Origin of the sequence: Jiangella sp. DSM 45060, from assembly GCF_900105175.1 — a bacterium.
In the GTDB taxonomy this organism is placed as follows: domain Bacteria; phylum Actinomycetota; class Actinomycetes; order Jiangellales; family Jiangellaceae; genus Jiangella.
Genome location: NZ_LT629771.1, coordinates 4,640,041 through 4,664,465 on the forward strand (window position 1 = coordinate 4,640,041; position 24,425 = coordinate 4,664,465).

The 24,425-nt window shown below is 70.7% G+C and carries 19 protein-coding genes and 1 tRNA gene; 4 read left to right on the forward strand and 16 right to left on the reverse strand.

Annotated features, from left to right (window positions below; translation table 11 throughout):
• Positions 1 to 112: 112 nt before the first annotated feature.
• Entirely contained in the window at positions 113 to 373 is a 261-nt protein-coding gene (locus BLU82_RS34300; RefSeq protein WP_157741156.1) for a hypothetical protein, read from the forward strand.
• Positions 374 to 449: 76 nt separating this feature from the next.
• On the opposite strand, the gene BLU82_RS34305 is transcribed toward BLU82_RS34300, so the two are convergent.
• Together BLU82_RS34305 and BLU82_RS20665 are read right to left on the reverse strand one after the other, a co-directional pair.
• A tRNA-Glu gene (locus BLU82_RS34305) sits at positions 450 to 520 on the reverse strand.
• A gap of 540 nt (positions 521 to 1,060) precedes the next feature.
• Positions 1,061 to 1,846 (reverse strand): phytanoyl-CoA dioxygenase family protein, encoded by a 786-nt coding sequence (locus BLU82_RS20665; protein WP_092622967.1) that lies wholly within the window; start codon positions 1,844 to 1,846, stop codon positions 1,061 to 1,063.
• Positions 1,847 to 1,950: 104 nt separating this feature from the next.
• Here BLU82_RS20665 and BLU82_RS20670 point away from each other — a divergent pair, with 104 nt between their 5' ends.
• The gene (locus tag BLU82_RS20670; protein WP_092622968.1) at positions 1,951 to 2,844 is read left to right on the forward strand and encodes an AraC family transcriptional regulator; all 894 of its coding nucleotides are present in this window, start codon (positions 1,951 to 1,953) and stop codon (positions 2,842 to 2,844) included.
• Here BLU82_RS20670 and BLU82_RS20675 read toward each other — a convergent pair.
• A complete protein-coding gene (locus tag BLU82_RS20675; RefSeq protein WP_157741157.1) occupies positions 2,828 to 3,619 on the reverse strand; it encodes a phytanoyl-CoA dioxygenase family protein in 792 nt (263 codons plus the stop codon). The genes BLU82_RS20670 and BLU82_RS20675 overlap by 17 nt on opposite strands.
• 108 nt (positions 3,620 to 3,727) lie before the next feature.
• Here BLU82_RS20675 and BLU82_RS20680 point away from each other — a divergent pair, with 108 nt between their 5' ends.
• Positions 3,728 to 4,936 (forward strand): DUF4185 domain-containing protein, encoded by a 1,209-nt coding sequence (locus BLU82_RS20680; protein ID WP_092622970.1) that lies wholly within the window; start codon positions 3,728 to 3,730, stop codon positions 4,934 to 4,936.
• On the opposite strand, the gene BLU82_RS20685 is transcribed toward BLU82_RS20680, so the two are convergent.
• The 6 genes from BLU82_RS20685 to BLU82_RS20710 are packed head-to-tail and all read right to left on the reverse strand — an operon-like array spanning position 4,933 to position 12,022.
• Positions 4,933 to 6,906, reverse strand: coding sequence for a bifunctional aldolase/short-chain dehydrogenase (locus BLU82_RS20685; RefSeq protein WP_092626086.1), 1,974 nt, complete (start codon positions 6,904 to 6,906; stop codon positions 4,933 to 4,935). The genes BLU82_RS20680 and BLU82_RS20685 overlap by 4 nt on opposite strands.
• A complete protein-coding gene (locus BLU82_RS20690; RefSeq protein WP_092622971.1) occupies positions 6,906 to 8,018 on the reverse strand; it encodes a 2-oxo acid dehydrogenase subunit E2 in 1,113 nt (370 codons plus the stop codon). The genes BLU82_RS20685 and BLU82_RS20690 overlap by 1 nt, the downstream gene beginning before the upstream one ends.
• A 12-nt stretch (positions 8,019 to 8,030) precedes the next feature.
• The gene (locus BLU82_RS20695; protein WP_092622972.1) at positions 8,031 to 9,101 is read right to left on the reverse strand and encodes an alpha-ketoacid dehydrogenase subunit beta; all 1,071 of its coding nucleotides are present in this window, start codon (positions 9,099 to 9,101) and stop codon (positions 8,031 to 8,033) included.
• On the reverse strand, positions 9,098 to 10,105 hold the full coding sequence (locus tag BLU82_RS20700; protein ID WP_092622973.1) for a thiamine pyrophosphate-dependent dehydrogenase E1 component subunit alpha: 1,008 nt from the start codon (positions 10,103 to 10,105) through the stop codon (positions 9,098 to 9,100). The genes BLU82_RS20695 and BLU82_RS20700 overlap by 4 nt, the downstream gene beginning before the upstream one ends.
• Positions 10,102 to 11,022 (reverse strand): class II fructose-bisphosphate aldolase, encoded by a 921-nt coding sequence (locus tag BLU82_RS20705; protein ID WP_092622974.1) that lies wholly within the window; start codon positions 11,020 to 11,022, stop codon positions 10,102 to 10,104. The genes BLU82_RS20700 and BLU82_RS20705 overlap by 4 nt, the downstream gene beginning before the upstream one ends.
• A 16-nt stretch (positions 11,023 to 11,038) precedes the next feature.
• On the reverse strand, positions 11,039 to 12,022 hold the full coding sequence (locus BLU82_RS20710) for a carbohydrate kinase family protein (protein WP_092622975.1): 984 nt from the start codon (positions 12,020 to 12,022) through the stop codon (positions 11,039 to 11,041).
• A 128-nt stretch (positions 12,023 to 12,150) separates the two neighbouring features.
• Here BLU82_RS20710 and BLU82_RS20715 point away from each other — a divergent pair, with 128 nt between their 5' ends.
• Positions 12,151 to 13,125, forward strand: coding sequence for a sugar-binding transcriptional regulator (locus tag BLU82_RS20715; protein WP_157741158.1), 975 nt, complete (start codon positions 12,151 to 12,153; stop codon positions 13,123 to 13,125).
• Here BLU82_RS20715 and BLU82_RS20720 read toward each other — a convergent pair.
• From BLU82_RS20720 to BLU82_RS20750, 7 genes are read right to left on the reverse strand one after another with little or no spacing between them, the layout of a single operon-like run.
• Positions 13,122 to 13,955: a hypothetical protein gene (locus BLU82_RS20720; protein WP_157741159.1), complete on the reverse strand. Its 834-nt coding sequence runs from the start codon at positions 13,953 to 13,955 to the stop codon at positions 13,122 to 13,124. The two genes, BLU82_RS20715 and BLU82_RS20720, sit on opposite strands and share 4 nt — an antisense overlap.
• Before the next feature lie 20 nt (positions 13,956 to 13,975).
• Positions 13,976 to 16,597 (reverse strand): hypothetical protein, encoded by a 2,622-nt coding sequence (locus BLU82_RS20725; protein ID WP_092622978.1) that lies wholly within the window; start codon positions 16,595 to 16,597, stop codon positions 13,976 to 13,978.
• 38 nt (positions 16,598 to 16,635) lie between these two features.
• The gene (locus BLU82_RS20730; protein ID WP_092622979.1) at positions 16,636 to 20,133 is read right to left on the reverse strand and encodes a hypothetical protein; all 3,498 of its coding nucleotides are present in this window, start codon (positions 20,131 to 20,133) and stop codon (positions 16,636 to 16,638) included.
• Positions 20,130 to 21,185, reverse strand: coding sequence for a mannonate dehydratase (locus BLU82_RS20735; RefSeq protein ID WP_092622980.1), 1,056 nt, complete (start codon positions 21,183 to 21,185; stop codon positions 20,130 to 20,132). Before BLU82_RS20735 ends, BLU82_RS20730 begins: the two co-directional genes overlap by 4 nt.
• A gap of 49 nt (positions 21,186 to 21,234) precedes the next feature.
• Positions 21,235 to 22,095 (reverse strand): carbohydrate ABC transporter permease, encoded by an 861-nt coding sequence (locus BLU82_RS20740; protein WP_092622981.1) that lies wholly within the window; start codon positions 22,093 to 22,095, stop codon positions 21,235 to 21,237.
• Positions 22,092 to 23,021 (reverse strand): carbohydrate ABC transporter permease, encoded by a 930-nt coding sequence (locus BLU82_RS20745; RefSeq protein ID WP_157741160.1) that lies wholly within the window; start codon positions 23,019 to 23,021, stop codon positions 22,092 to 22,094. The genes BLU82_RS20740 and BLU82_RS20745 overlap by 4 nt, the downstream gene beginning before the upstream one ends.
• A gap of 53 nt (positions 23,022 to 23,074) precedes the next feature.
• The gene (locus tag BLU82_RS20750; RefSeq protein ID WP_092622983.1) at positions 23,075 to 24,400 is read right to left on the reverse strand and encodes an ABC transporter substrate-binding protein; all 1,326 of its coding nucleotides are present in this window, start codon (positions 24,398 to 24,400) and stop codon (positions 23,075 to 23,077) included.
• Between the last annotated feature and the right edge of the window lie 25 nt (positions 24,401 to 24,425).

Sequence of the window (24,425 nt, forward strand, 5' to 3'; positions counted from 1 at the left end):
ACCGAACGGGCTCTGTGCGGTGGCCATTCCTTTGCATGGCGGCTGATGCGGCGTCGTTTCCAGGTCATGGCGGCGTGCCGAAGTCGTTCGGCGACGGTCAGACGACCGGCCGTTGAGACGGCGCGAGATCGACGATCTCGCCGTTGGTCACCTGCTGCATCAGGTCGACACTCGACGGGCACCTGCTCGTTGGCCAACTCGCATCGTCCGCCTCCTCTCGTTCACCGGATTCCGCGCCTGGAACGCGCCCGAGGAAACGGTGTCCGACGCCAACGCGAAACGATCTCTGGTCGCTGCGTCCTACGATCTTGATCATGCCCGCGTCGCCATCTGGCCGACTCAGGGCATCCCACCCACCGAGCTCGCATCCTGAACAGGGCGCGCCGTCGGCTGCTGGGCAGACGACAGCGCCTCTCACCTTGCGTTCGCAGGCGAGGGGCGCTGCTCTGTAGCCCCGACGGGACTCGAACCCGCGCTACCGCCTTGAGAGGGCGGCGCACCAGCCGCAGTAGCACTTGCTCTGACCTGCAGTAACGCTTTGCTATGCGGCGGCAGGAAGGCGAACTTGAGCACGTATTCGCCAGATCAGAGTCGTAGACGGCCGGACGCCGTCGTTCACGGTCGGACGCGTTGAGGCGTCGCCAACGGCGGCGCAACACAGACTGGGCGCTGTGCCCGTGGACCACGAACGACGACGTCCGCGAGATCGCACGGCGCTCAATCAAGCTGGCGCCGGTCGAGACGCCTGAGACAAGCGTCAGAGTTTTCATATCGGTGGAACGCCGAAGGCTTCCGCCTCATCGTGACCTCGGAGCCAACGGCGCTGACGGTCGATCTGCACATGCTGGCTGCCGCAGTCCTGTATTCCACAGCCGGCTTTGCCAGCGGGCGACCTCGTAACGTCATCACCTTCCAGGACAGCCCTCGCTCGATGACGGGGAGGCACGGAGCGGGCTCCCCGTCGCCGACGCAGCCGACACGTCCTATGAATTGGTGGCACGCCGCAGAACCCGCTCCATCTGCATCCCCGGCGACCTGTGCGGGAGCGGACGTGCGGGGGTCAGACCCAGGCCTTCCAGTCGCGGAAGGGGAAGTGCCGACCCGCCTCATAAGCGGGCACGGGCAGCCAGGCATTGACCCCACGATCGCCCCGGAACCAGAAGGCGCTCTGCTGGAGCAGTTCAGGGCTCGTGATCCGGGTCGAGGTGGGAATGTAGCGAATGGTCAAACCGGCTCGCCTCTTCGGCGACGTGTTGGCGTTCGAGGCGTGGTAGATCATCGGATGGTGGACCTCGACGTCGCCGGGCTGCAGCACGATGTCGACGGCGTCGTTCTCGTCGACCTCGACGGAGATCTCCGCGCCGAGGACGTCCTCCGTGCCGGTGGCGTGCATGTCCTTGATCTCGTTCTTGTGGCTCCCGGGAACCAGCCGCACGCAGCCGTTCTCCGGCGTCGACTCGTCGATCGCGAGCCACAGCGTGACGACCTCCATGGGCTCGAGCGGCCAGAAGGCCGCGTCCTGGTGCCAGCGGACCTCCTTGCCCGTGAACGGCGGCTTCACCAGGTAGTGCGAGGCGAACAGACCGATGTCGGGCCCGAGGAACAGTTCGGCGATGTCGACCAGGCGGTCGTCGCTGACGAGACGCACCCAGAACGGATCGTCGGTGACGAGGTCCTGAGCGAGCATCTCCGGGGTGCGCTCCGGGTTGTGCTCGAGCAGCCAGGCGATGTGCCCGCTCACCTCCTCGATGAGGTCGCGGTCGAGCACGTTCCGGAAGATCGCGTACCCGTCACGGTCGTAGGTGGCGAGCATCGCTGCCCGCTCAGGGGTCGTCGTGGTGTTCATGTCCTGGTCCTCTCCGCGGCCAAGGTTTGTCGATGACCATCACCCTGACAGCATCGGATCGGCGCCGCGCCTACCTGAGCGCCGAATACTTGTAATCTGTTGATGTGCAGCTGGAGGTCGTCCGACTCGGAACACTGCTCGACGGCGCGCCGTTCTACGCGAACTCGATCGTGTTGCGGAAGCACGCCCCGCACCGGCACCACGACTACGTCGAGGTCATGGCGATCACCGCCGGGGAGGGCGAGCACGCGATCATCTCCGGCGGACGTGTGGTGGAGCGCAGTCCGATGACTCCCGGGCAGCTCTACCTGTTCCGGCCCCGCGACGTGCACAGCTTCGAGGCCACGACGGAGTCCGGTCTCGGCCTCATCAACGTCGCCATGCCCGTGTCGGTCTGGCAGCGGTTCGCGAGCCTCACCGGTCTCGATCCGTCCTGGTCGCACTCGTCGAGGCCACCGATGGTGACGTTCGAACCGGGGAGTCCGCTCGTCATGGGGCCGCTCGAATCGGCCGTCGAGCGCTTCCACAGCGGCCAGGCGAGCATGCTCGATCTGCTGCGGTTCTGGGGCGACATCATCCCGTTGCTGCTTCCGGCCCCGCAGCAGGATCAGCCCGGGTTCGGGGCGCCGGCCTGGCTGCTCGACGGCGTCGACGCGATGCTGGAGGAGGAGAACCTGCGCGAGGGCGTCCCACGCCTGCTCCAACTGGCACACGTCAGCCCCGCTCACCTGTCCCGGGTCACGCGGCAGTACTTCGGGATGACGCCGACCGACCTCGTGGCGAACCTCCGCATCCGGCACGCGACGATGCTGCTCAGCACCAGCCTGGACAGCGTGAGCAGGATCGCCGAGCGGTGCGGCTTCTCGAGCCCGTCGTACTTCAGCAACTGCTTCCGGCAAGCGACGCTCATGTCGCCGCGCGAGTACCGGAGCAGACTGCTCGGAGGCTACTTCGGCACACCGCGTCAGCCTCCGCCGGAGCTCACCGGCGGAAGATGACGGGGCAGACGTCTTCGCGGTCCAGGTGGGCGACGAGGGCAGACGCACGATCCACCGGCACCGACCGCTCGGTGCGCAGATGCACCGCAAGGCTGAGCCGCGGCGACGACGACACGTTCTGGTGGCTGCCGTGCACCAGCCAGCGATGGTGGAAACTGACGCCTCCCGCGGGAAGGACGTCGGCGACCTCGCTCCATTCGTCTCCGGACGGTACGGCGACGGCCGCCTTGATCGCCTCCTGGTCCTGGTTGAAGAAGTCGCCGTCCACCTCACCCCACCGGTGCGATCCGGGGACGAACCGCACGGGCCCGCTTGCGGCCGTCACGTCGCTGAGTGCCAGCCACGCCGTGAACAGCCCGTCACCCGTACCCCACGTCGACTGCCAGTAGGGGTGGTCCTGGTGCCAGCCGATGTTGGTGTCGTTCGTGCGACCCGGTGTCGGTGGCTTGTAGAGACCCTGGACCTGCCAGACCTGCACCAGGTTGGCGCCGGTCACGTCGGCGGCGAGGCGCCCGAGGCCGGAGCGGGTGAGCGCCTCGACGAGCCTCTGGTCCGCGAGTTGCGGCATGTCGATCTTCGCCAGCCGGTGCGGGTCGTCGCCCGGGCGCCAGCTCGACACCACCGGCGAGACGCCGGTCGCGTAATGACCGTTGCGAACATCGGCGAGCGCCCGGGCCGCGTGCGCCAGCAGCTCCGGCTCCAGCACCGGCTGGTCGTGGATGTAGAAGCCGTCGGCCTGGAACTGCTCGTACGGGGTTCTGGTCGCCGCGCTCATGGTGGCCCTCCGCGTGGACATTTGCTCACTGGCTGAGCGTTGGTGCACCATTGAAGTTGCCCGCCCTGGCACTGTCAAGGGCAGCTTCGGCGCGGAAGGACGGACGACATGACGGACCGAGCGGTGTTGCGCGACGAGACGATCCTGCGGCTGGGCGGGAACGGCGACAACTGGCACCTGACGTGGTGCGCCGACGACACCCAGGTGACGGCGTTGTGCGACGGCGCGGGGTGGCGGGAGAACCGGGAGACCTTCCACAACGCGCGGCTCTGGCGGGTGATCGGAGACCCATACGACGCGCGATTCGAGGACGTCCCCGGATATCCGGCGCTGACCGACGACTGGACGGTGCCGCCCCCGCCGCGGGCCCGGTACTACGGGTTCGGCACGCTCGCGGTCGACGGGCAGCTCTACCAGTACCTGAGCACGTTCAACACGCCGATGATGACCGGCCCGGACACGTTCGCCGACGACCTGCGCTTCGTCGGGGCGAAGCTGATCCACTCGCCGGACGGCGGCGCCACCTGGCGCGATCAGGACGGCACGACGCCGGTGCGCTGGCCGGCCTACGCCGAGCGGTCCCGGGACTCGATGGTGTTCTTCGAGGAGGACCAGGACGCGTTCTCGCTGCTGTCCGTCGTGCAGATGGGCCGCGACTACCGCGCGAACACCGACGGCCACGTGTACGTCTACGCGCCCAACGGCAGCACCGACGGCACGATGAACGAGCTCGTGCTGTTCCGCGTCCCGAAGGACCGGATCCTCGACCGCGGCGCCTACCGCTACTACGCGGGCAGCGCGCCGAACAGCGGTGCACGGTGGTCCCCCGCCATCGACGACCGCGCCGTCGTGCACACCTTCCCCCGCGGCTGGGTCAACACCGACGTCCACCCCTACGCCTGGCACCCGTCCATCACCTACAACGAGCCGCTGGGCGTCTACCTCATGGCCAACTGGGGCATGGGCACGACGCCCGCGGGCCTCTGGTTCGGCCGGCCGAGCTACCTCGGCCTCTACACGTCATCCACCCCCTGGGGCCCGTGGACGCAGATCCACGAGGACACCGCCTGGACCCCCGGCGGCGACGCGGCCGCCCGCTGCTACCAGCCGCAGATCGCGCCCAAGTGGATCTCCCCGGACGGCGCCTCGTTCTGGCTGGTCTGGACCGACTTCCAGTCCACCCGCACCGAGGAGGAGGCGAAGCGGGAACAGCGCCGCCTGGACGACGACGGCGCCGGCATGGCCGCCCGCATCGACAGCATGGTCGCGACGATGCCGTACTACTCCTTCAACGCCCAGCGCGTCGACCTGCGCTAGATGACGCGGTCGTTGCCGCCGTCGACGGGGACCTGAGCGCCGGTCGTCTTCGCGAACGCCGGGCCGGCCAGCGCCAGGCACATCTCCGCGACGTCGGCGCTGCTCACCTCGGTCTTGAGCAGGTTGCGCCGCTTGTACTCGTCGACGGTGAGGCCGTAGTGCGCGGCCCGCGACGCCAGGACGTCGTCGCTCCAGAGGCCGGTGTCGAAGACGGCGTCGGGGTGGACGACGTTGACCCGGATGCCGTCGCCCGCCCACTCCAGCGCGATGACCCGGGCCAGCTGGGTGAGCGCGGCCTTGGACGCCGAGTACGCGGCCACCCCTTGCCCGGGCGCGGCGACGTTCTTCGAGCCGACGACGATCACCCGCCCGCCGCCCGGCGCCAGTCGCAGCATCGGGTACGCCTCGCGCAGCAGGGTCACCGCCGAGTCGGCGTTGACGCCCATGACGCGCCGCCAGTACTCCAGGCTCAGCCCACTCACCGGGACCGCCGGCGGGAACACCCCGGCGTTGAGTATGACGACGTCGATCCCGCCGTAGGCGCGTACGGCCGCGTCGACGGCGGCGGCCAGGTCGTCCTCCCGGGTCACGTCGCAGCGCACGCCGAGGAACGCGGCGCCGCCGAACGCCTCGGTCACGGCGGCGTCGATGTCCAGCCCGACCACGGCCGCGCCCTGGTCGAGGAAGCGGGCCGCGCAGGTCCGGCCGATGCCGCTGGCCGCGCCGGTGACCAGCGCGATCTGCCCCTCCAGCGGCGGCCGCGCCCCGGCGCGGCGCAGCTTCGCCTGCTCGAGGTCCCAGTACTCGACGTCGAAGAGGTCCTGCGGGCTGAGCGTACGGTAGCCGCCGAGCGACTCCGCCCGGCCGATGATGTCGATCGTGTGGCGGTAGATGTCCTCGGCCACCCGTGCGTCGGCGGCGGTCCGGCCGGCGCAGGACATGCCGAGCTCGGGGTCGAGGACGACACGCGGGGCCGGGTCGAGCATCGTCACCTCGGCGCGGCCCCGGGCCCGGCCCTGCTCGACGTAGCGCGCGTACGCGTCGCGGTAGGCCGCGACGTCCCGGCCGAGCTGCGGTGTCGGCTTGGTTCGCAGCACATGGTCCGGGGTGGCCGGCCCCTGCTGGGAGATCGTCGCCACGTCGGGATGCTGCGCGAACGCGAGCGCTGCCGCGTCGTCGTGGGTACTCATGATCATGGGCTGCCCGGCGGCGGCGCAGATGTCCGCACGGAGGCGCGCCGTCGCGACGCGACGATCGGCGGACGACGAACGAGCGGGCCGCAGCGCCGGCGGCGACACGTGCCGCTCGACCACCCGCTCGGCCGTGGCGACCAGGTCGATCATCCGCTCGTAGGACTCCCGGGCGGTGTCGCCGAAGGTGAACACGCCGTGGTTGAGCAGGATCATCCCCATGGTCCGTGGGCCGGCCTCCTTCGGGAACCGCTCGGCGCAGAGCCGGGCCAGCTCGAAGCCCGGCATGACGTACGGGATGACGACGACGGAGTCGCCGTACACCTCGCGCACCAGTTCCTCGCCGCGCGCTGTGTTGGTCAGCGTGACGACGGCGTCGGCGTGCGTGTGGTCGACGAACCGGTACGGCAGGATCGCGTGCGTGATCGCCTCGACGGACGGCATCGGCGCCGCCGCGTCGAGCCGGAAGTCCGCGAGCGCCCGCGCCATGTCGACGTCGCTGAGCCGGTCCAGCCGGCTCAGTTCCAGCAGCGACGCGAGCCGCACCGGCGCGAAACCCTCCCGCTCGATCGAGGCCAGGTCCCAGCCGCTGCCCTTGACGAACAGCGCCTCCTCGGCCGCGCCGACGACCGGCCGCACGACCGACTTGACCGACGTGTTCCCGCCACCGTGCAGAACCAGCGACGGGTCCTGGCCGAGCAGGCGTGAGCTGTAGGCGCGCAGCCTGAGGTCGTCGCCCGCGAAGGCGGCGGCGTCATCGTCGTTCCAGCGGCTGGAGATCATCGGGTTCCGCCCATCGGGTCGGTGGCGAAGTGCGTCCGGAGCGTCGTGAGGAACCGCGCGGCGTCGACGCCGTCGACGGTGCGGTGGTCGCAGGTCAGGCACACGGTGAGCTGCGGCACGATGGCGAAGCCGCCGCCGGTGGCGACCACCTGGTCCCGGACGGACGCGACGGCCAGGATCGCGGTCTGGCTCGGGTCGACGATGGCCTGGAAGCTGTCGACGTCGTGCATCCCGAGGTTGCTGACGGTGATGGCGGCGGGCCGCTGGTCGTCCTTGCCCAGCGCCGCCGCACGGGCCCGGCTCGCGGCGGCGGCGACCGTCTCGACCAGCGCCGGCACCGGCGTCGCGTCTGGCTCGGGGATCGTGACGACGTGCAGCGACTCGTCGCCGGCGACGGCGAGGCCGACGTCGGGCGACGTCAGCACGTTGTAGCGAGGCCCGTCGTCGGACCAGACCCGCAGCATCCGCGGATGTTCGCGCAGCGCCCGGGCGAGGGCGCGCAGCAGCAGATGGGTGTACGTCAGCGTGCCGCCGTCGCCCGCCCCATACGCGCCGATCGCCTGCCGCGCCGCCCGGGCGTCCAGCCGCGCGGTGACGCTGAACTGCGGGATGGTCTGCACGGACTGGGTGAGCCGGCGCGCGATCGCCCGCCGGATCGGCGACATCTCCTGGCCGGCGTCGGCGGGCTCGGTTGCGACGGGCGCGGCGGGCTCCGCGGGCGCCGCGCGTTCCACGTCACCCCGCTCGACCCGGCCACCCGGCCCGGTGCCCGCCACCCCGGCCAGGTCGACGCCCAGCTCGGCGGCCAGCTTCCGCACCGCGGGCAGCGCCTGCACCCGGCCCGGCGGCTGCGGTGACGGCGCCGCGTCGCCCGGCGACCCGACGTAAGCGAGCAGCGCGCCGGAGGCCAGCCGGTCCCCCGGTTGCGCGACGATCCGCAGCACGACGCCCTCTTCCGCCGACTCCACCTCGACCTGCGACTTGTCGGTCTCGACGCACAGCAGCGGCTCGGCGATCTCGACGGGATCGCCCTCGGACTTGTACCACTCCAGGATCGTCATCTCGTCGGAGGTCTGCCCCAGGTTCGGCAGCCGGATCTCAATGGCCATGAACGCGCGCCCTCACAGTTCGCACAGCGATCGGATCTCGGCAGCGATGCGTTCCGTGCTGGGCACGACCGCCTGCTCCAGCACGGGAGCGACCGGCAGCGGGACGTCGTGGGCGGCCACCCGCCGGATCGGCGCCGCCAGCGAGAACAGCCGTTCCTCGGCCGTCCGGGCGGCCAGCTCGGCACCCCAGCCGCCGGTGAGGGTGTCCTCGTGGGCGATGAGCAGGCGGCCGGTCTTGTCGACGGAGGCGAAGATCGTCTCGGTGTCCATCGGGAGCAGCGAGACTGGGTCGATCACCTCGCACTCGATGCCCTCGGCCGCGAGCTGATCCGCCGCGGCCAGGCACCGGTACAGCGTCAGGTGGGTCGCGACGACGGTCACCGCGGTCCCGGGCCGCTTCACCACGGCCCGGCCGATCGGGAACAGGTACTCCTCCTCCGGCACGTGTGCGGTGAGGTCCATGCCGCCGGCCTGCTCGCGGCCCTTGCTGCCGTAGAGCAGCTTGTGCTCGAAGACCAGCACCGGGTCGTCGTCGCGCACGGCGCTCTTGAGGATCCCCTTGGCGTGGTAAGCGTCGGATGGGCAGACCACCTTGAGCCCGGGCACGTGGGTGAAGAAGCTCTCCGGGCACTGCCCGTGCTGGGCGCCCCGGTTCGACGTGCCGACCGGGCAGCGCATGACCAGCGGCACCGAGAGCCGGCCGCCGGACATGTAGCGCAGCTTCGCGGCCTGGTTGACCAGCTCGTCCATGCACTCGAAGAGGAAGTCGGCGTACTGCATGTCCGGGATCGGGCGCATGCCCATGAGCGCGGCGCCGACGGCGGCCCCGGCGATCGCCTTCTCACTGATCGGAGTGTCGATGATCCGGTCGCGGCCGAACCGCTCCGGCAGACCGAGGTAGACGCCGAACGCGCCGCCGAAGCCGCCGGGGATGCCGACGTCCTCGCCGATCAGGAAGACCCGGTCGTCGCGCTCCATCTCCTCGGCGATGGCTTCCCGGATCGCCTCGGCGATGGTGAGCCGGCGCTCCGGGCCGGACGGCCCTGGCTCCAGCGTGGCGGCCTGCCCAGCGGGGGTGGTCATCGGGGTGCTCCGATCGTGATCGGGGTGGCGTACGCGTCGGTCAGCGCCTCGGCGGCGTCGGGAGCCGGGGAGTTCCTCGCATACTCGACCGCGTCGTCGAGCTCGCCGGTCACGTCGGCGACGATCGCGGCCAGCGCCGCGTCGTCGGCGATCCCGGCCGTGGTCAGCGCGAGCCCGAGCCGGTCGATCGGGTCACGCTCCTTCCACTCCTTCTCCTCGTCGCGGCTGCGGTAGCCGCGTGCGTCGCCGCGGCTGTGGCCGGCGAAGCGGTAGGTCTTCGCCTCGATCAGCGTCGGCCCGCCGCCCGTGGCCGCCCGGGCCCGCGCCGTCTCGACCGCCGCACGGACGGCGACGACGTCCATGCCGTCGACGATCTGGGCGGGGACGCCGTAGCCGGCGGCCCGGTCGGCGACGTCGGTGACCAGGCTGGTCAGGTGGAACGGCGTCGACGCGCCGTAGATGTTGTTCTCGCAGACGAACACGATCGGCAGCTTCTGCACGGCGGCGAAGTTGAGGCCCTCGTGGAACGCGCCCTCGTTGGTCGCGCCCTCGCCGAAGAAGCAGGCCGCGACCTGCCCGGTCGCCCGGAGCTTGAACGCGAGCCCGAGACCGGTCACGACGCTGTTGCCCCCGGCCACGATCGCGATCGCCGGAACCATCCCGGCGTCCGGATCGCCGAGGTGCATGGAGCCGCCCTTGCCGCCGCAGCAGCCGGTGGCCTTGCCGTACAGCTCGGCCATCGCGCCGCGCATGGTGACGCCCTTGGCGAGCGCGTGCCCGTGCGGCCGGTGCGTCGAGGTGATCCAGTCGTCCGGGCCCAGCGCGTCGCAGGTCCCGACCGCGACCGCCTCCTGGCCCTGGTACTGGTGCAGCGTGCCCGGCAGCTCACCGCGCAGGAACAGCTGGTAGACGCGGTCCTCGAAGCGGCGGATCCGGACGAGTCCCCGGTACAGCCGCAGCGCCTGCTCGGCGGGGAGGCCGCCGAGGTCGACCGGCCGGGTCACGACGCCACCGCCGTGGTGACCTGCTCGGCGCGACCTGAGGCGCCGTAGAGCCGCAGGAAAGAACGGACGGTCTCGGTCACCGCGCGCTTGCCTGCGACCAGCAGGTCGGTGTCCTTGTGCGACCCGACGAGGTCGTGCACCGACTCGGCACCGGTCCACGACCTGGTCCGGTCGACGACGGCGTCCAGGAACCGGCGCTTGAGCCGGGTGCCGACGTTGAACTTCGTCGCGCCCGCGGCGATCGCCGCAGCGACCGAGGCGTCCGGGAACCCGGTGCCGCCGTGGATCGCCAGCGGCGTCGGCACCGCGGACCGGATGGCCTGCAGCCGGTCCAGGTCGACGTCCGCGCTGCCGGAGGTGAGCAGGTGGACGTTGCCCACCGATACCGCCAGGCAGTCGACACCGGTGGTCGCGACGAACGCCGCGGCCTCGTCCGGGTCGGTGAGGCTGGCGTGGCTGCCGTCGATGCCGCCGTGGTACGCGTCGGGCAGACTGCCCAGCTCGGCCTCGACGGCCACCTCTGCCGCGTGCGCGGCGGCGACCAGCCTGGTGATGGCCGTCGTGGCCTGCTCCACTGGCCAGCGATGGCTGTCGATCATGACGGCGGTGAACCCGGCGTCGACGCCGGCCAGCGCCTGGTCCAGCGTGTGCGTCTCGTTGAGCAGGAACGCGGCCGTCACGTTCCGGCGCTCCAGCAGCGCCCGTCCGGTGGCGGCCAGCATCTCGATCCCGCCGGTGTCCAGCCAGGTGTCGGCGAGCATCGTGGCGCCGAAGCCGACGATGACCGGGGCGTCCTCCGCCTCGGCGGCGTCCAGGACCGCCTCGAAGGAGTAGCTGTCCCAGCTCTCGAAGTAGCCCAGCGCGTAACCACGAGCCCGCGCGTCGGCGAGCAGTGTGGGCAGCGGCACGAGTGGCATGTGATCTCCCTACGCGTCAGTGGCGGGTGTGTCCGGCCACGAGTTCGGTCCCGTGGAGCGCGGCGAGCGCCTCGTCCCGGGTGGCGATGGTGGTGTGGCAGCCCAGCCCGCGGCAGGCGGAGGCACCCACCGCGGCGGCGAAGCGCACCTGCCGTTCGGCATCCCAGCCCGCGAGCATCCCGGCGACCAGCCCGGCGGTGAACGCGTCGCCGGAGCCGGATGCGTCTACCACGTCGACGGCGGGCGGCCGGACCTGGAACGAGCCGCGGGCGTTGGCGAACAGCGCGCCGGCCGCGCCGCGGGTGATGACCAACGAGGCGCAGCCCCAGCCGAGCAGCACCTCGGCCTGCCGGGCCGGCGCGTCCTCGCCGGTGAGCGCGGCCGCCTCGTCCTGGTTGGGCAGGAAGCAGTCGACGTGCGGCAGCACGGGCCGCAGGTCGCGGGCGGGGTCCGCGGCGCCGCTCGGCACGACGACGTCGAGGATCGTGCGGACGCCCGCGGCGCGCGCCGTGGCGAACAGCTCGGCCAGCTCCGGCGAGCGCACGCCCGGCAGTGCGAGGAAGCCGCCCACGACGAGCGCGCGTGCGCCTCCGGCCGCGGCGGCGATGTCAGCGACGGACAGCTCCGCGTTCGCGCCCGCGGTGTGGACGTAGCGGCGGTCCTCGCCGGTCACCGGCAGGATCACCGTCTGGGAGGTGGCCAGCCGCGACGAGGCCGCCACCCGCGTGACGTCCACGCCGCGCGCCGCGAGGTCGGCGCGCAGCCAGTCCCCCAGCCGGTCGGCGCCCGCCGTCGCCACGAGCGCGACCGGCACGTCCAGCCGGGCCAGGGTCGCCGCGGTGTTGGCCGCGCAGCCACCGGCGCCGAGCAGGAAGTCGTCCGTCGCCAGCAGCTCGCCGGGGACCGGCAGCCGCGGGAGCGGCGGGACGAACGTGTCGGCGACGATCAGCCCTGCGCAGACGACGGCCGGACGACGGCCGGCGGGATCGCTGCCGATCATCCACACTCCCTATCTTCTGCTCAGTTGTTGAGCGTATGCTCAACGTACGGTCGCCGCAGACAGTCCGTCAAGGGCCCGGCGGACGCGGCTACGATTGGGCCCAGCCCAGACCCTCGGAGATGACTCCCGTGACCGAATCGCCGCCCGACGCGCTGACGCCGTCCGTGGAGCTGCTGACCCGCGTCGCGTCGCTCTACCACCTGGAGGGGATGACCCAAGAGGAGATCGCCGCGAAGCTGGGGCTGTCCCGGCCCAAGGTGGGACGGCTGCTCAAGCAGGCGCGCGACATCGGCATCGTCGAGATCACCGTCCACGTGCACCCCTCGCTGGCGATGCCGCTGGAGAGCGAGCTGAGCGCGCGGTTCGGCCTGCGCGTCATCGTCGCCGGAGACCAGCCCGACGAGACCGCACAGCGCGCGCAGGTGGGCAAGGCGGCCGCGACTGCGCTCGATCGTCTGCTCATCGACGGCGCAACCGTCACGGTCGGCATGGGCCGCAACGTCAAGGCGGTCAGCGAGCAGGCCGCCGGGCTACGTCAGCGCCCCTGCACCGTGATCAGCGGCATCGGCGGATCGGCGCAGGTCGGCGACGGCCTGAACTCCAACGACATCGCCACCCGGCTCGCCGACGCCCTCGGCGGCCGGTTCGAGGGCGTCTACGCCCCCGCGTACGTCGAGAGCACACAACTGCGCGACACGTTCCTGGGCCATGCCGACATCGGCCGCACGCTGTCGCGGGCGAGCCACGCCGACATCGCCGTCGTCGGTATCGGTGACGCCGTCCCCGACTCCCTCGTCGTGCGCCTCGGCTGCATCTCGGCCGAAGAGATGGCCCGGCTGCGCGAGGACGGCGCGGTCGGCGACATCCTGGGCCACTTCGTCAACGCCGAGGGCGCCCCCATCGCCGAGTGGATCGAGCAGCGCGTCGTCGGACTCACCCGCGATGACCTGCGCAAGATCCCGCAGGTCATCGCGGTCGCGTCGGAGGCGACCAAGGCGCCGGCCATCCTCGGAGCGGTGCGCTCCGGGCTGATCGGCACCCTGGTCATCTCCGTCACCACGGCGCGCGGCCTGCTCGCCGCCGCCCAGGCGCACACCCCCTAAGACCAGGCGGCGCCGCCCTGGTAGCACATGGTGCCGCCGCTCCAGTCACCGTCACCGGCGACGATCCGGTTCCGGTTGGAATGCGAGAGCCACGTCCCGTCGTTGGCCCTGGCCTCCTCCTTGACCCGGCCCAGCCCGGTCACGTAGAAGTAGCGCTCCCAGTGCCCGCTCTGCTGCTCCTCGACGACCAGCACGTCGGTGCGGACTCCGACGTCGCCGCCGAAGTCGAACGAGTCCGCGACGAAGGCGGACACCCGGGTGCTGACCGAGCCCTGCCGGGTCTGGGCGCAGGCGGGCGTCGAGTTGGGGTTCAGCGCGATCCAGTCGAACGTCTGCCAGTCGTGCACCAGGAACGCGCCCGGCGTCGGTGCGACGTCGTGGCTGACCGAGGCCCCGGACAGCACCGGGAGGCTCATGATCATCCCCACGGCCTGCGGCGGGTAGTCGGCGGTGCTGGGCGCGCCGCAGGACGTGCCGGGGTTGGCGAAGCAGCGCAGCCCGCCCGCGGACGCGTCGTGGTTGCGGACGACGCCGACCAGCAGCGGCTGGTTGGCGTCGCGGGCGATCCAGTCGGTGATGCCGTGGGAGTAGCTGATCATGAACTCGTCGCCCGCGGCCGAGCCGCCCACCCAGCGGCCGTCCATGCACAGTCCGGAGCTGCCGAACTCCCCGGGCGTCTCGCAGAGCCGGTTCCCCGGCGCGGTCTGGGTGATGTAGTCGCGCACATCGACGGTGAGAACCGCCGGCGCGCCGCTCGATGACACACCGGAGGCCAGGAGCAGCGGCACGGCCGCCGCGAGGGCGAGCAGAGATCTGTGACTGGAGGACATGGTCATTCCCTTCGTGGGTGTCAGAGAAGGCTTGCCATGAGCGAGATCTCGCGTTGCTGGACCGCGGTCATCCGGGTGAAGAGCGGGTGGTCGTTCCAGGAGTAGGCGCCTGGCAGCCCTCCGCCGCTCATCGACTGCAGCATCGCCGGAATCACCGCGCTCAGCTGCCGCAGGTCGCGTGCCTCGACGCCGTCCAGCTCGTACCAGCCCCAGGAGAAGTCCCAGAGGGTGGAGGTCCCCTTGCCCTGGATGAAGTTCAGCCCGTTGAACTCCGGGTACATGATCGGCACGATGCCGTGCCGCGCAGCCCGGGCCGCGAGCTCCTCCCAGTCCGTGTCACCGGAGCTGTAGAGCGGCGCGATCCAGTCCAGGCCCGTCGTCTCGGCGTCGGCACAGTACTGCTCGATCTGGCCGCACCGCGCCGCCAGCCAGTTGCTCGAGGCGAGACCGTAGTAGTTCGGGTCCGACGTGCCTTCCAGGCCGAAGTTGGCGAAGTAGACCACACCGACCTTGGCCTCCGGGCGCAGCTGCTTGATCGCGCCGGAGACCGCGCCCAGCTGCCTGGCCAGCAACAGCGAACGAAAGGCGTCGTGATCGCTCAGCGCCGCCGAGCCCTCCTCCCAGCCGGCCGGGTAGTCCTGTGGCTCGACGTTGCTGAGCTGCGGGTCGATCTCCTCGATGGCCGCATGGCTCGCGCCCCAGGCCTGGTTGACCGCCGCCAGGCTGCCGTGCCGCTCGATGAGCCACTCCCGGAACGCCGCGTTGTCCTCCGGGCTGTACCCCGCCAGGCGGCGCGTCCAGACTCCGGTGCTGGCCTCCTCCCCGATGCCCACCGGGACCGACCCCGAGCTCGTCCTGTAGAAGAGGTCGCCCCAGCTCTCCTCGAGCTGCCGATACCACTCGGCCATCGCGTCGCCGAGACGCAGGTCGAGCGGGTCGACGTACCCGGCGGCGGCGCCGTCGCCTCCCAGGGTCAGCTCGATCCCGGTGCGGGCGGTCAGCGCCGGGCCCTGGTTCGTGAAGTAGAGGGACGGAATCACCTTGATGCCGACCTCCCGCGCCAGCTCGAGGCAGCGGATCGTCGGCGTCGTGTCGGCGGGCACGAACTGCGGGAACAGCTGGAGCCAGACGGCCGAGTATCCGAGCTCCTTCATGGTCCGCAGGTCGTCGCGGATCTGCTGGTCCGGGTCGCCGGCGAACCGGACGGCGCGGTAGGGGTAGTACCACGCCAGCAGCGGCACGTCGCCGGCCGCCGGGCCATAGTCGGCGGCGGCCGAGCGGAGGACGCGGCGTTTCGCTTGCAGGACGTCCCGCCGCAGCCTGCTCGTGGAGACCGACACGGCCCGCTTGACCGTCACCACTCCGTCGGGGGTCGAGAGCTTGGCCGTGACCTGGGTGTCCCAGGCCGGCACCTGCACTGCGAGCACGCCGCGGTAGACCTGCTCGTTCTCGAGCACCTGGTAGGCGGCCAGGAACTCCTCATAGTGGTCCAGGATCTGCGGGACCCGCGGCGGCGCGTCCCCGCCCACGGTCGTGTTGCCCGGCCACTCCGGATCGGAGTCGACGGGCGCCGGTTCCGTCGGCGCGGGCGGATCCGTCGGCTGGGGTTCCGCCGTGACCTCGATGGTCTTCCGCGCCGACGTGTTCGGATACCACGCGACGCCGTCGCGCACGATGGCCGCGGCGAACACGTGGTCCCCCGGCGTCGGCGGCGCCGTGATCGTGAAGTCGAACGTCACCTCCTGCCCGGGCGCGATCGCGTCGTCCGGGTCGAGGAAGACGCGCTGGGAGTCGGGGCCGTTGGAGTAGCCGCCGTTGAGATCGGACCAGGCGAAGGCGTTGGCGCCCTCGCTCCCGAGGCGATCCAACGCGGCGAGCGTCCAGGTCTGCGTGCTCAGGTTCTTGTAGGTCAGCGAGATCTGCATCGACTGGCCGGTCTGCAGCTTGTCCGGCAGGCTCATCGACTGCAGCGACGACGCGCCCGGCACGACGGTCACCGGAACGTCGAGGCTGGCGAAGACCATGCCCGGGTCGAAGTGGTTGAGCGACGCGTCGTTGTGCAGGTTGAGCGTGAACCTCAGCGTGTACTCCCCCGGGCTCATCGGCGCGTACACCACGCTCAGGTCGAATTCGCCGGACGGCGCCACGTCCTGCGCCAGCACCTGCATCGTCTCGGTGCCGACGTCGATGGTCGTCCCGTTGCTGTCGAGCACGACGAGCCGGGCGCTCACCATGCCGAGCCCGAGCGCCTTCCAGATGGTGTCGCCCGTGTTCGTCACTCGGACGTGGTGGCGCCGGAACGTGTTGTCGAATCTGGAGGTGAGGACCAGCGGACCGAACGGACCGATCTCGCCGGCGCCGGACTGGCCGCCGAGGTACTCGATGCTCGCCGTCATGTTCCCGGGGGCGAGGGAGTCGAAGAACGTCTCGTCGCCCGACTCGAACGCGTTCGCGCTGACGGTCACCGGCGCGTGTCCGCGGGGCGCCCGGACGACGTACTCGATCTCGAGTTGTTCGTACGCGTCGTCCCGCTCGGGGATCCGGAACTCTGCCGTGTACTTCCCGACCGACACGGTCTCGGCAGCGCGCCTGCCGCCGGCCGCCGCATGTCCCTCGGCGAGCACGGCGGCCGGTGCCGCCATGGCTCCGGCTTGAATCAGACGACGACGGCTGATGGGCCTCATGACTGTCCTCCAGAGGTGGGATGAACGTGGTGTGGCGTGCGGCTGGCTTCGCCGCCGAAGCAGATCGTCCGTACCTGGTGCGCGTGCAGGTCGATGTCGACGACACCGTCGGCGTCCAGGCTCAGCGGCTCGAGGACGTCCTCGGTCGCCGTGGCTGCGGCCGCCCACAACGGCGCGGTCGCGCCGGCCATGGCCGGGTGTCGCAGCCGTACTCGCGCCGGCCGACCGGCGATCTCCTGCACTCGCGCGGTGACCCGAGCGCCGGTGCGGCCGGCGAGCAGGCTCACCACGACGTTGTCCGGGACGTCGACCTCGGCCAGGTGTCCGGACATCGGCAGGCTGCGCGGTTCGTCGTCGCACCGGTCGGTGTGCAGCAGATCGCTGACCAGTGCCGGGGCGCGCAGACCGCGACCGAGCCGTCCGGCTGCCGCGGCGTCGTATCGCTCCATCGGCTGGAACGCGTATCGCAGGCTGACGTGGCCACCCTGCTGCGCGGGCGTGTTCGTCCACCAGTAGTTGTTCATCACCCACGACAGCAGGGTCCCGTCGGCGGCGCGGAAGCTCCGCGGCCACCTGGCTCGGACGATGCCGGAGCAGGTGAACAGCGGCGCGTCGGCGGACGACCAGGCGACGGTCAGCGCGTCGGAGCTGACTGTGACGGCGTTCTGGATGGTCAGCCATTCGTTGCAGGCGCCGGCCTGGTGATCCGTGGCGGGGTCGACCCAGCCCTGTTGCCGGTCGTAGTGGACGGTGGGTTCGGTCAGCGCGAACGGGAACGCGACATAGACGGACTCCTTGGCCAGTGTGGGTTCCTTGTCGAGGCTGACCCGCACGTCGACGCGGTCGGTGTCGTCGTGCAGTTCCACCTCGACATCGACGTGCGGCAGGGTGGGCGCCGATCCGCAGGACGTGATCACCCAGCCCCATGGGGTCCGCCGGATCGCCCCCGTCCGCATGGCGGCCGGTCGGGTCGTCAGGTCCGGCAGCGGAAGTGTCGGGTCGTAGTCGTAGCTGCTGCTGATCTCGTCGGCGTCGAGACCCCGACGCTCGGCGCTCCCGCCACCGGTCACGTACAACACCTGACCGAGCGACCACTCCTTGTCCTCAGCCAGCAGTTCCGCACCGAGCGCTCGATGGTAGAGGCTGGTCACGGCGCCCGACCGCGGATCGAGGCGCACCAGATAGTGCGGGGTGTCCAGCGTTCCGGGAACGTCTTCGACCCGTCGCGGCGCGGCGCCGCTCACGCGTCGAAGCGGCAGCAGCCGGTACCCGAACGGCAGCAGCTCCGGCACCTTCACGCGCACCCGCCGCAGGCCGTCCACGGCATCGCCCGGCTGGTCGAGTTCGAGGACTCGCCCCGCATCGTCGACGACCTCCTGGTCCTCCTCGATCTCCAGGTCGACGATGACGTCACGCGCCCAGCTCACGGCGTTCACGACCAGCACCGACGGCACCGCGTCGGTCGTGATCTGCTCGGCGAGCTGACTCAGCGCCCGCCGCATCTCGTCGGTCGCCACCCGGTGCCCGCGTCCGATCCGTGCCACCTTCCAGTCCAGCTGGTCGTGGCTGTGGTGGGAGTGCGGACGCGAGGTCGCGTGCGCCGACGTCCATGTGTGTTCCGAACCGACCAGCACGCATTCCCATGCCTCGTCGAGCGCGACGAGGTCGGGAACGAGACCGTCGCCGCCGGCGGCGGCCAGCGTGGCGACAGCCTCGACCATGGGCAGCAGGGCCTGGGTCCGCCGGAGGACGGCCATCGCTCGCGCCTGGGTGCCGACGCCGTCCTCCCAGTAGCTGCCACCGTCGCCCTCGACGAGCGGGAGCCGGTCACGGAGCGGCCGGACCGCGTCGAAGTAGTCGGCGACGGTGGAGAACCGGAGCTTGGGCCACTCGTAGTGCGCGTTCCACCGGCCGACGACGTCGGCGTACCCGTGCGACAGATCCTCGTTGTCGGCGTGGGTGCCCACCAGCGGCAGGTCGCTCGGCAGGTAGTCGGGCCGCTCGTAGCGGCGCAGCAGCGCCGGCAGGCCCTGCGCCATGCCGGCCACCGTGGGAGGGTCGGCGCAGACGAAGCGCAGCTGGCTGTAGCAGTCGGCGAAGAAGGCTAGGACGTCGGCGCCGTCGGGTCCGCTCCACCGCACCGGCGACAGCAAGTGCAACGTGTCGCTGTCGGCGTTGCCTCCGCGGGTGTGGTTGGAGATGCCCATGAACGCGTCGATGCCGGCCGCCGCCAGGACCGACGGCAACGCCGACGTGTACGACGGAACGTCGGTCAGGTTGGCGTAGTCGACGGCGATACCGTGCTCGCGGCGCAGGCGGGCGGAGAGGTACAACGCCCGGTACAGATCCTCCAGCCCCGCCACACCTGACAACAGCAGCGCCCAGAACGCGTTGACCGACAACCGTCCCGCCCGCAGCGCGCGCATCGCGTCCTCGGCACGTTGCCCGCCGCGCGAGCGCAGGAACTGCTCGACGACGAACGACCCGTCGATCGAGAACGCGTAGCCGGCGTGGTCGCGCACGATGCCCACGGCCTTGTCGACGTTGCGGCTGTGCAACTCGATCACCTTCGCCTGGGCGTCGGTGTAGCCGATGTCGAGGTGGACGTGCGGCATCAGGTGGACGGTCCACTTGCGGGCCGGCTCGACCTCGGTCGTGACCTTGTGGACGCCGGCGTGGGTGCGCACGGTCACGGCTGCCTGTGCCGGGCCGGTGAACTCCGGGACCCGGCACCGCAGCCGGACGTCGCCGAACTCGCGGCCGGCGACGTCGTGGCGCGACTCGTTCGACCCGATCCGGACGTCGACGGACGCGTCGCGCAGGTCCGGCACGTTCTCGATCAGGACGTCGGCCAGTTCGTCCACGCCGCCGGCCCCGTCGCGGACGTAGAGCGGCAGCATCGTCACCGTGACCCGCGGCTCGGCGGGCGCCGCCGCGGCGCGCAGGGCGAGCCGGTGCCACTGCAGCGTGCTGCCGAACCAGGACGTGAGATCCGGCCGCTGTTGCCGGCGCAACTCCGCGGGATCGGGGCGTTCGGCCGCCACGGTGGTGATGACGAGGCGGTTGTCACCCTCGACGACGCAGCCGGGCGGTAGCCACAGGGCGCGGTCGATCACCCCGGCGGTCGGCGACGGCGGCCACGGCGCGTGCTGCCGGTCGTGCCGCTGTGCGAGCGGGAGCAACAGTCCCCGCCGGCCGTTGACGTCGATCTCGAGATCCGGGCAGGGCCCGCTGCCTTCCTTGCCCTCGACCTCGAGGACGTGCCAGCCGTCGGCCTCGGCCCGCGTCGCCTCGAACCGGATCGTGGCGGACAGCTCCCGGAAGCCGGTCGCCGCGTTGAGCGGGCCTGGATGCAGTCGCGGCCAGTCGACGGCGGGATCGGACGCTCCGACCACGAAGACGGGTTCGGCGGCGGCTGCGTCCTGGAACCAGTCGGCGCTGAACCGCCAGTTGGGCGGCTGTGGTCCGCCGATCTCCCAGAGTTGGTCGCTCATCGTGACGATCTCCCCTGGCCGTCGAGGTCAAGGGTGTGCAGGATGCCCTGCAGGTAGCCGATCGCATGTGCCCTGGCCCGGCTGTTGTAGGCCTCGGGTGAGGTGTCGGCCCAGGTGTCCGGGTCGCCGATCATGGCCGGCACGTGGTCGTCGATGACGAACCCGTCGAAGCCGTTGTCGGCCAGGCGGCGGATCACCTGCGCGGGGTGGTAGTTGCCCTCACCGAGGAAGCACTCCGTGAATGCCGGCACCGTGCCTTGGACGTCACGGAAGTGGACGTAGGCGATCCGGCCGAGCGGACCGAAGAAGTCGATCACCTCGTTGACGCTGCGTTCGCCGTCCATCTCCGAGACGGTGCCCAGGCAGAGGTTGAGGCCCCAGGCCGAGCTGCCGCCGGACAGCTCGTAGGCCCGCTTGAGACCATCGGGACTGGTGAAGACGCGCGCGATCCCGCCGAGTGGCTCGTCGACCGGCGGATCGTCAGGGTGCAGCGCCAGCCGGACGCCGACCTCCTCCGCCACGGGCAGGACCGATTCGAGGAACACCTGGTAGTTCGCCCACACCTGGTCCGGCGAGATCGTCGCGTCGACCCCCGCGGGTGCGAGCTTGTAAGCGGCCAGCGCGTTCCCGGTGGCCGGAACCCGGGCCAGGTCGAACGCGGTGACGAGCGCCCCGCCACGTCCGGCGGCCCGCAGATCGGTACGCCACACGTAGCCCGGCATGAAGTGGTGTCCCAGCACGCCGATGCCGACCGCAGCGAGGTTCCGGACAGTCCGCTGGTAGTTCTCCAGCTGCTCGTCCCGGCCCGGCAGCCCGAACAGGACCTTGTCCCAGTGCCACAGCGGGACGTTCTCCAGGCCTTCGACGACGAGCCCGTACGAGTCGCAATGCCTGACCAAGGCGGCCAGCTCGTCCACGGTCCAATAGCCCGGCGTGCCAGGCAGGTTGGCCGGCGTATGGAACTGCACACCTGTGAGGCCGAGCTGCTGGGCGAAGATCGCCACGCTGTCGTCGAACTCATCGATGTGGCCCAGGGCCAAGCGCAGCGCCATGAGACATCACCTCCCCAGTCGATGTGGGCAGCTCGATTCGGATGGGGCGCTACTTGAGCGCGCCGGCGACCAGGCCTCGCATCAAGCTCCGGTTCATGAAGACGAAGAGCACGAGTGGCGGAAGTGTCGAGATCAACAGGCCGGCGGTGAGCACGACGGCCGAGGACGACTGGGCGAACGACGACTCCAGCAGCGAGACACCGACCGTCAGTGTGCGCCGCTGCGGATCCTGGATGAGGATCAGTGAGAACAGGAGGTCGTTCCACAGCGTCAACGCCGTCAAGGCCGTCAGCGTGGCCATGGCGGGCCGCGCAAGGGGAATGGCGACGCTGACGAACCTCCGCACCGGCGAGGCGCCGTCGACCTCGGCGGCCTGCAGGATCTCGCGGGGAACGGCGCGGAAGTAGGTCGTCATCATGTAGATGCCGAACGGACTGGACAGCGACACGTACACGAGCACGAGGCCGAGGTAGGAGTTGAGCAGGCCCAGATCGAGGGTCACCTTGAAGATCGGCGTGATGAGCACCGTCGAAGGCAGGGCCAGCAGGAAGAGCGCGGTGAGGGTGCCGAAGCGTCCGACACGGGCCGGAAGGCCGAGGTGCACCAGGGCGAACGCGGCCATCGACGAGACGAGGACGGTGACCGCGACCGAGATCGAGACGACGACGAGTGAGTTGACGGCCAGGCGCCCCAGACCGGCGGCCTGCCAGGCGTCCTGGAGGTTCTGGAACGTGATCTCCCGCGGAAGCGCCAGCGATCCGCGGCCGTAGTCGGACTGGGTGCGCAACGCGGTGACGAGCGCGTAGAGCAGCGGGAACGCGGTGGTGACGCCGACGAGCGCGAGAATCACCGTCGCGGGGAGCATGCGCATCCGCCGGCCCCGCGCTCTCGTGGCCGCCGCGGTGCTCATGCGTCATCACCCCGAGCCATCAGCCGCAGCTGGATGATCGCCAGGACGGCGACGAGGAGCAGGACGGAGGTGCCGAGCGCGGCAGAGTAGCCGAAGTCGAAGTTCTCGAAGGCCGCCTGATAGATGTACAGGTCGATCGTCGTGCTCCGGTGTCCCGGGCCACCGCTCGTCAGCGTGAACAGGAGCGGGAACATGGCGGTGAAGAAGGAGATGAGCACGAAGAGCGACCAGAACACGGCCACCGGCCGCAGGTGCGGCATCGTCACGTGACGGACCCGCTGCAAGGTGCTGGCGCCGTCGATGGCCGCCGCCTCGTAGAGCTCGTCGTCGAGGCTGGCGAGCCCGGCGCCGTAGAAGAGCGTCCCCAGGCCGAGCGCTCCCCACAGGGCGATGACGAGGAAGGCGGGCATGACCGTGTGTGGCTCTGCGAGCCACTCGGTGGCCAGGCCGCCGAGCCCGATCGCCCTCAGCACCTCGTTGACCGGGCCGTCGAGGCGCAACACCAACGAGAAATAGAGGCCGATGATGGCCGGCGACAGCAGGATCGGAATCACCAGGGCGAGCCGGATCGCCCGCCCGAGCCACATGCCCTCGTGAACGAGGATCGCGATGGCCATCGGGAGGAAGATCCACAGCGGCAGCGTCAGGACGAGCAGGCCGGTGTTCCTGAGCGCCTCCAACGCCACCGGATCGCTGAGTAGCCGGGCATAGTTGTCGGCGCCGATGAACACGGCAGGGTCGATGCCGTCCCACCGGGTGAGGCTGTAGTACCCGGCGTACACGAACGGCAGCACCCGGAAGACGGCGAGAATCGCGACGGCGGGCGCCAGGAACAGCACCGCCGGCGCCCATCGCGGCCACCGCCGCCTCGACGCCGGCCGCCGGCCCTGCGCCACGTCGTCCACCGCCGGACGCTGCAGCGGCATGTGTGTCGACACCATCCTCCCAGCCCTCCGCTCGATCGCCTCGGCACCCGGCCTTACCGCGACTGGTCCGCCACTCGCTGGACCTCCGCCAGGGCGTCGACGGCCGACGCGCTGCCGGCGATCACCAGCTGGAGCTGGGACTTGTACGCGGTGGCGACGTCCGCCCGCCACTGCGTCCCCGGCGCCTCGTGGATCTCGTACGTGCTGTAGGCGTCGGCCATCTCGGCGAGGACCGGATAGTCGGTGTCGCCGGTCTCGGCCGTGGTGTTGGCGGGAAGCCAGCCCACCGTCGTGTACAGGTCCTCCGAGGTGTCGGCATCGGCGAGGCTCGCGACGAACTCCGCCGCGAGGTCGGCCCGCTCGGAGAACCGGGACACACACCAGACCAGCGCGGTCCCGGCGGGATAGTAGTGAGGAGTGGCGGAGGCGATCCCGGGTGCCTGGATGACGCCGAGGTTGTCGTTGCCGACGGCGCCGGAGAGGTTGATGCCGTTGGTTGCCAGGCTCAGGATCATGCCCGCCTCGCCGTTACGGAACTGGGGCTCGTAATCACTGAGCGGGATCGACTGCATGCCCTCGGTGAACAGACCCTGCTCGACCATCGCGACGTAGCGCTCCACCACCTCGACCATGAGGTCGTCGCTGAACTCCATCTCTCCCGACGCCAGTTTCAGCGAGTCGTCGTACGTGCCGAGGCCCGGGAAGAGGAAGCTGTTCATCCAGCCGTTGATCTCGCCTTCCTTGTTGCCACCGGCGATCGGCGTGTAGCCGGCCGACTTGAGCTGCTGGCCGGCGCTGACGAGCTGGTCGTACGTGGTGATCGCGGCATCGGGGTCGAGGCCGGCCGCCGCGAAGATCTCCTTGTTGTAGAAGATGACGTTGGCCTGGAGCCCGGTCGGCAGACCGTACAGCTTGCCGTCCACCTGCGCGGAGGCCAGAGAGGGCTCGACGGCTTCCACGATGCCCGGGTCGACGGCGTCGGTGATGTCGGCGAGGCCGGACTGGAAGCTGAAGACCCCGGCAGCGTACGGCTGCATGAGCAGCACATCCGGCCCCGAGCGCGAGGTGATCGCACTCTGCAGCAACTGGTTGTACGTCGCGGTGTCCGAGGGCTGCTCGACGCGCTTGACGGTCGCCCCCTCGTGCGCGCCCTGGAACCGCTCGTCGGTCCGGGTCTGGACCTGCTTCCACTCCGGCCAGGCCGCTCGCAGGAAGTCCCACACCTCGAGCTCACCGGTCATCTCACCGCCACCGCCGCTCGTCTCGTCCGCCCCGCAGGCGGCGAGGACCGGCCCGGCGGCCATGACCGCGGCGCCGCCACCGAGGAGGCGCAGGAACCGGCGGCGGTCTGGTCGAGCGTCAGCTATCGAGTGGATCATGAGGTGCCCTCTCCTTCGAAGGTTG

What these genes read in the sequence shown, in the direction of transcription:
- BLU82_RS20750 (WP_092622983.1), bottom strand. Translation starts at nt 24,400, where the DNA reads ATGATCCACTCGATAGCTGACGCTCGACCAGACCGCCGCCGGTTCCTG.
- BLU82_RS20710 (WP_092622975.1), bottom strand. Translation starts at nt 12,022, where the DNA reads ATGATCGGCAGCGATCCCGCCGGCCGTCGTCCGGCCGTCGTCTGCGCA.
- BLU82_RS20725 (WP_092622978.1), bottom strand. Translation starts at nt 16,597, where the DNA reads ATGGCGGCACCGGCCGCCGTGCTCGCCGAGGGACATGCGGCGGCCGGC.
- BLU82_RS20665 (WP_092622967.1), bottom strand. Translation starts at nt 1,846, where the DNA reads ATGAACACCACGACGACCCCTGAGCGGGCAGCGATGCTCGCCACCTAC.
- BLU82_RS20745 (WP_157741160.1), bottom strand. Translation starts at nt 23,021, where the DNA reads ATGCCGCTGCAGCGTCCGGCGGTGGACGACGTGGCGCAGGGCCGGCGG.
- BLU82_RS20720 (WP_157741159.1), bottom strand. Translation starts at nt 13,955, where the DNA reads ATGTCCTCCAGTCACAGATCTCTGCTCGCCCTCGCGGCGGCCGTGCCG.
- BLU82_RS20680 (WP_092622970.1), top strand. Translation starts at nt 3,728, where the DNA reads ATGACGGACCGAGCGGTGTTGCGCGACGAGACGATCCTGCGGCTGGGC.
- BLU82_RS20740 (WP_092622981.1), bottom strand. Translation starts at nt 22,095, where the DNA reads ATGAGCACCGCGGCGGCCACGAGAGCGCGGGGCCGGCGGATGCGCATG.
- BLU82_RS20675 (WP_157741157.1), bottom strand. Translation starts at nt 3,619, where the DNA reads ATGAGCGCGGCGACCAGAACCCCGTACGAGCAGTTCCAGGCCGACGGC.
- BLU82_RS20705 (WP_092622974.1), bottom strand. Translation starts at nt 11,022, where the DNA reads ATGCCACTCGTGCCGCTGCCCACACTGCTCGCCGACGCGCGGGCTCGT.
- BLU82_RS20690 (WP_092622971.1), bottom strand. Translation starts at nt 8,018, where the DNA reads ATGGCCATTGAGATCCGGCTGCCGAACCTGGGGCAGACCTCCGACGAG.
- BLU82_RS20735 (WP_092622980.1), bottom strand. Translation starts at nt 21,185, where the DNA reads ATGGCGCTGCGCTTGGCCCTGGGCCACATCGATGAGTTCGACGACAGC.
- BLU82_RS20695 (WP_092622972.1), bottom strand. Translation starts at nt 9,101, where the DNA reads ATGACCACCCCCGCTGGGCAGGCCGCCACGCTGGAGCCAGGGCCGTCC.
- BLU82_RS20730 (WP_092622979.1), bottom strand. Translation starts at nt 20,133, where the DNA reads ATGAGCGACCAACTCTGGGAGATCGGCGGACCACAGCCGCCCAACTGG.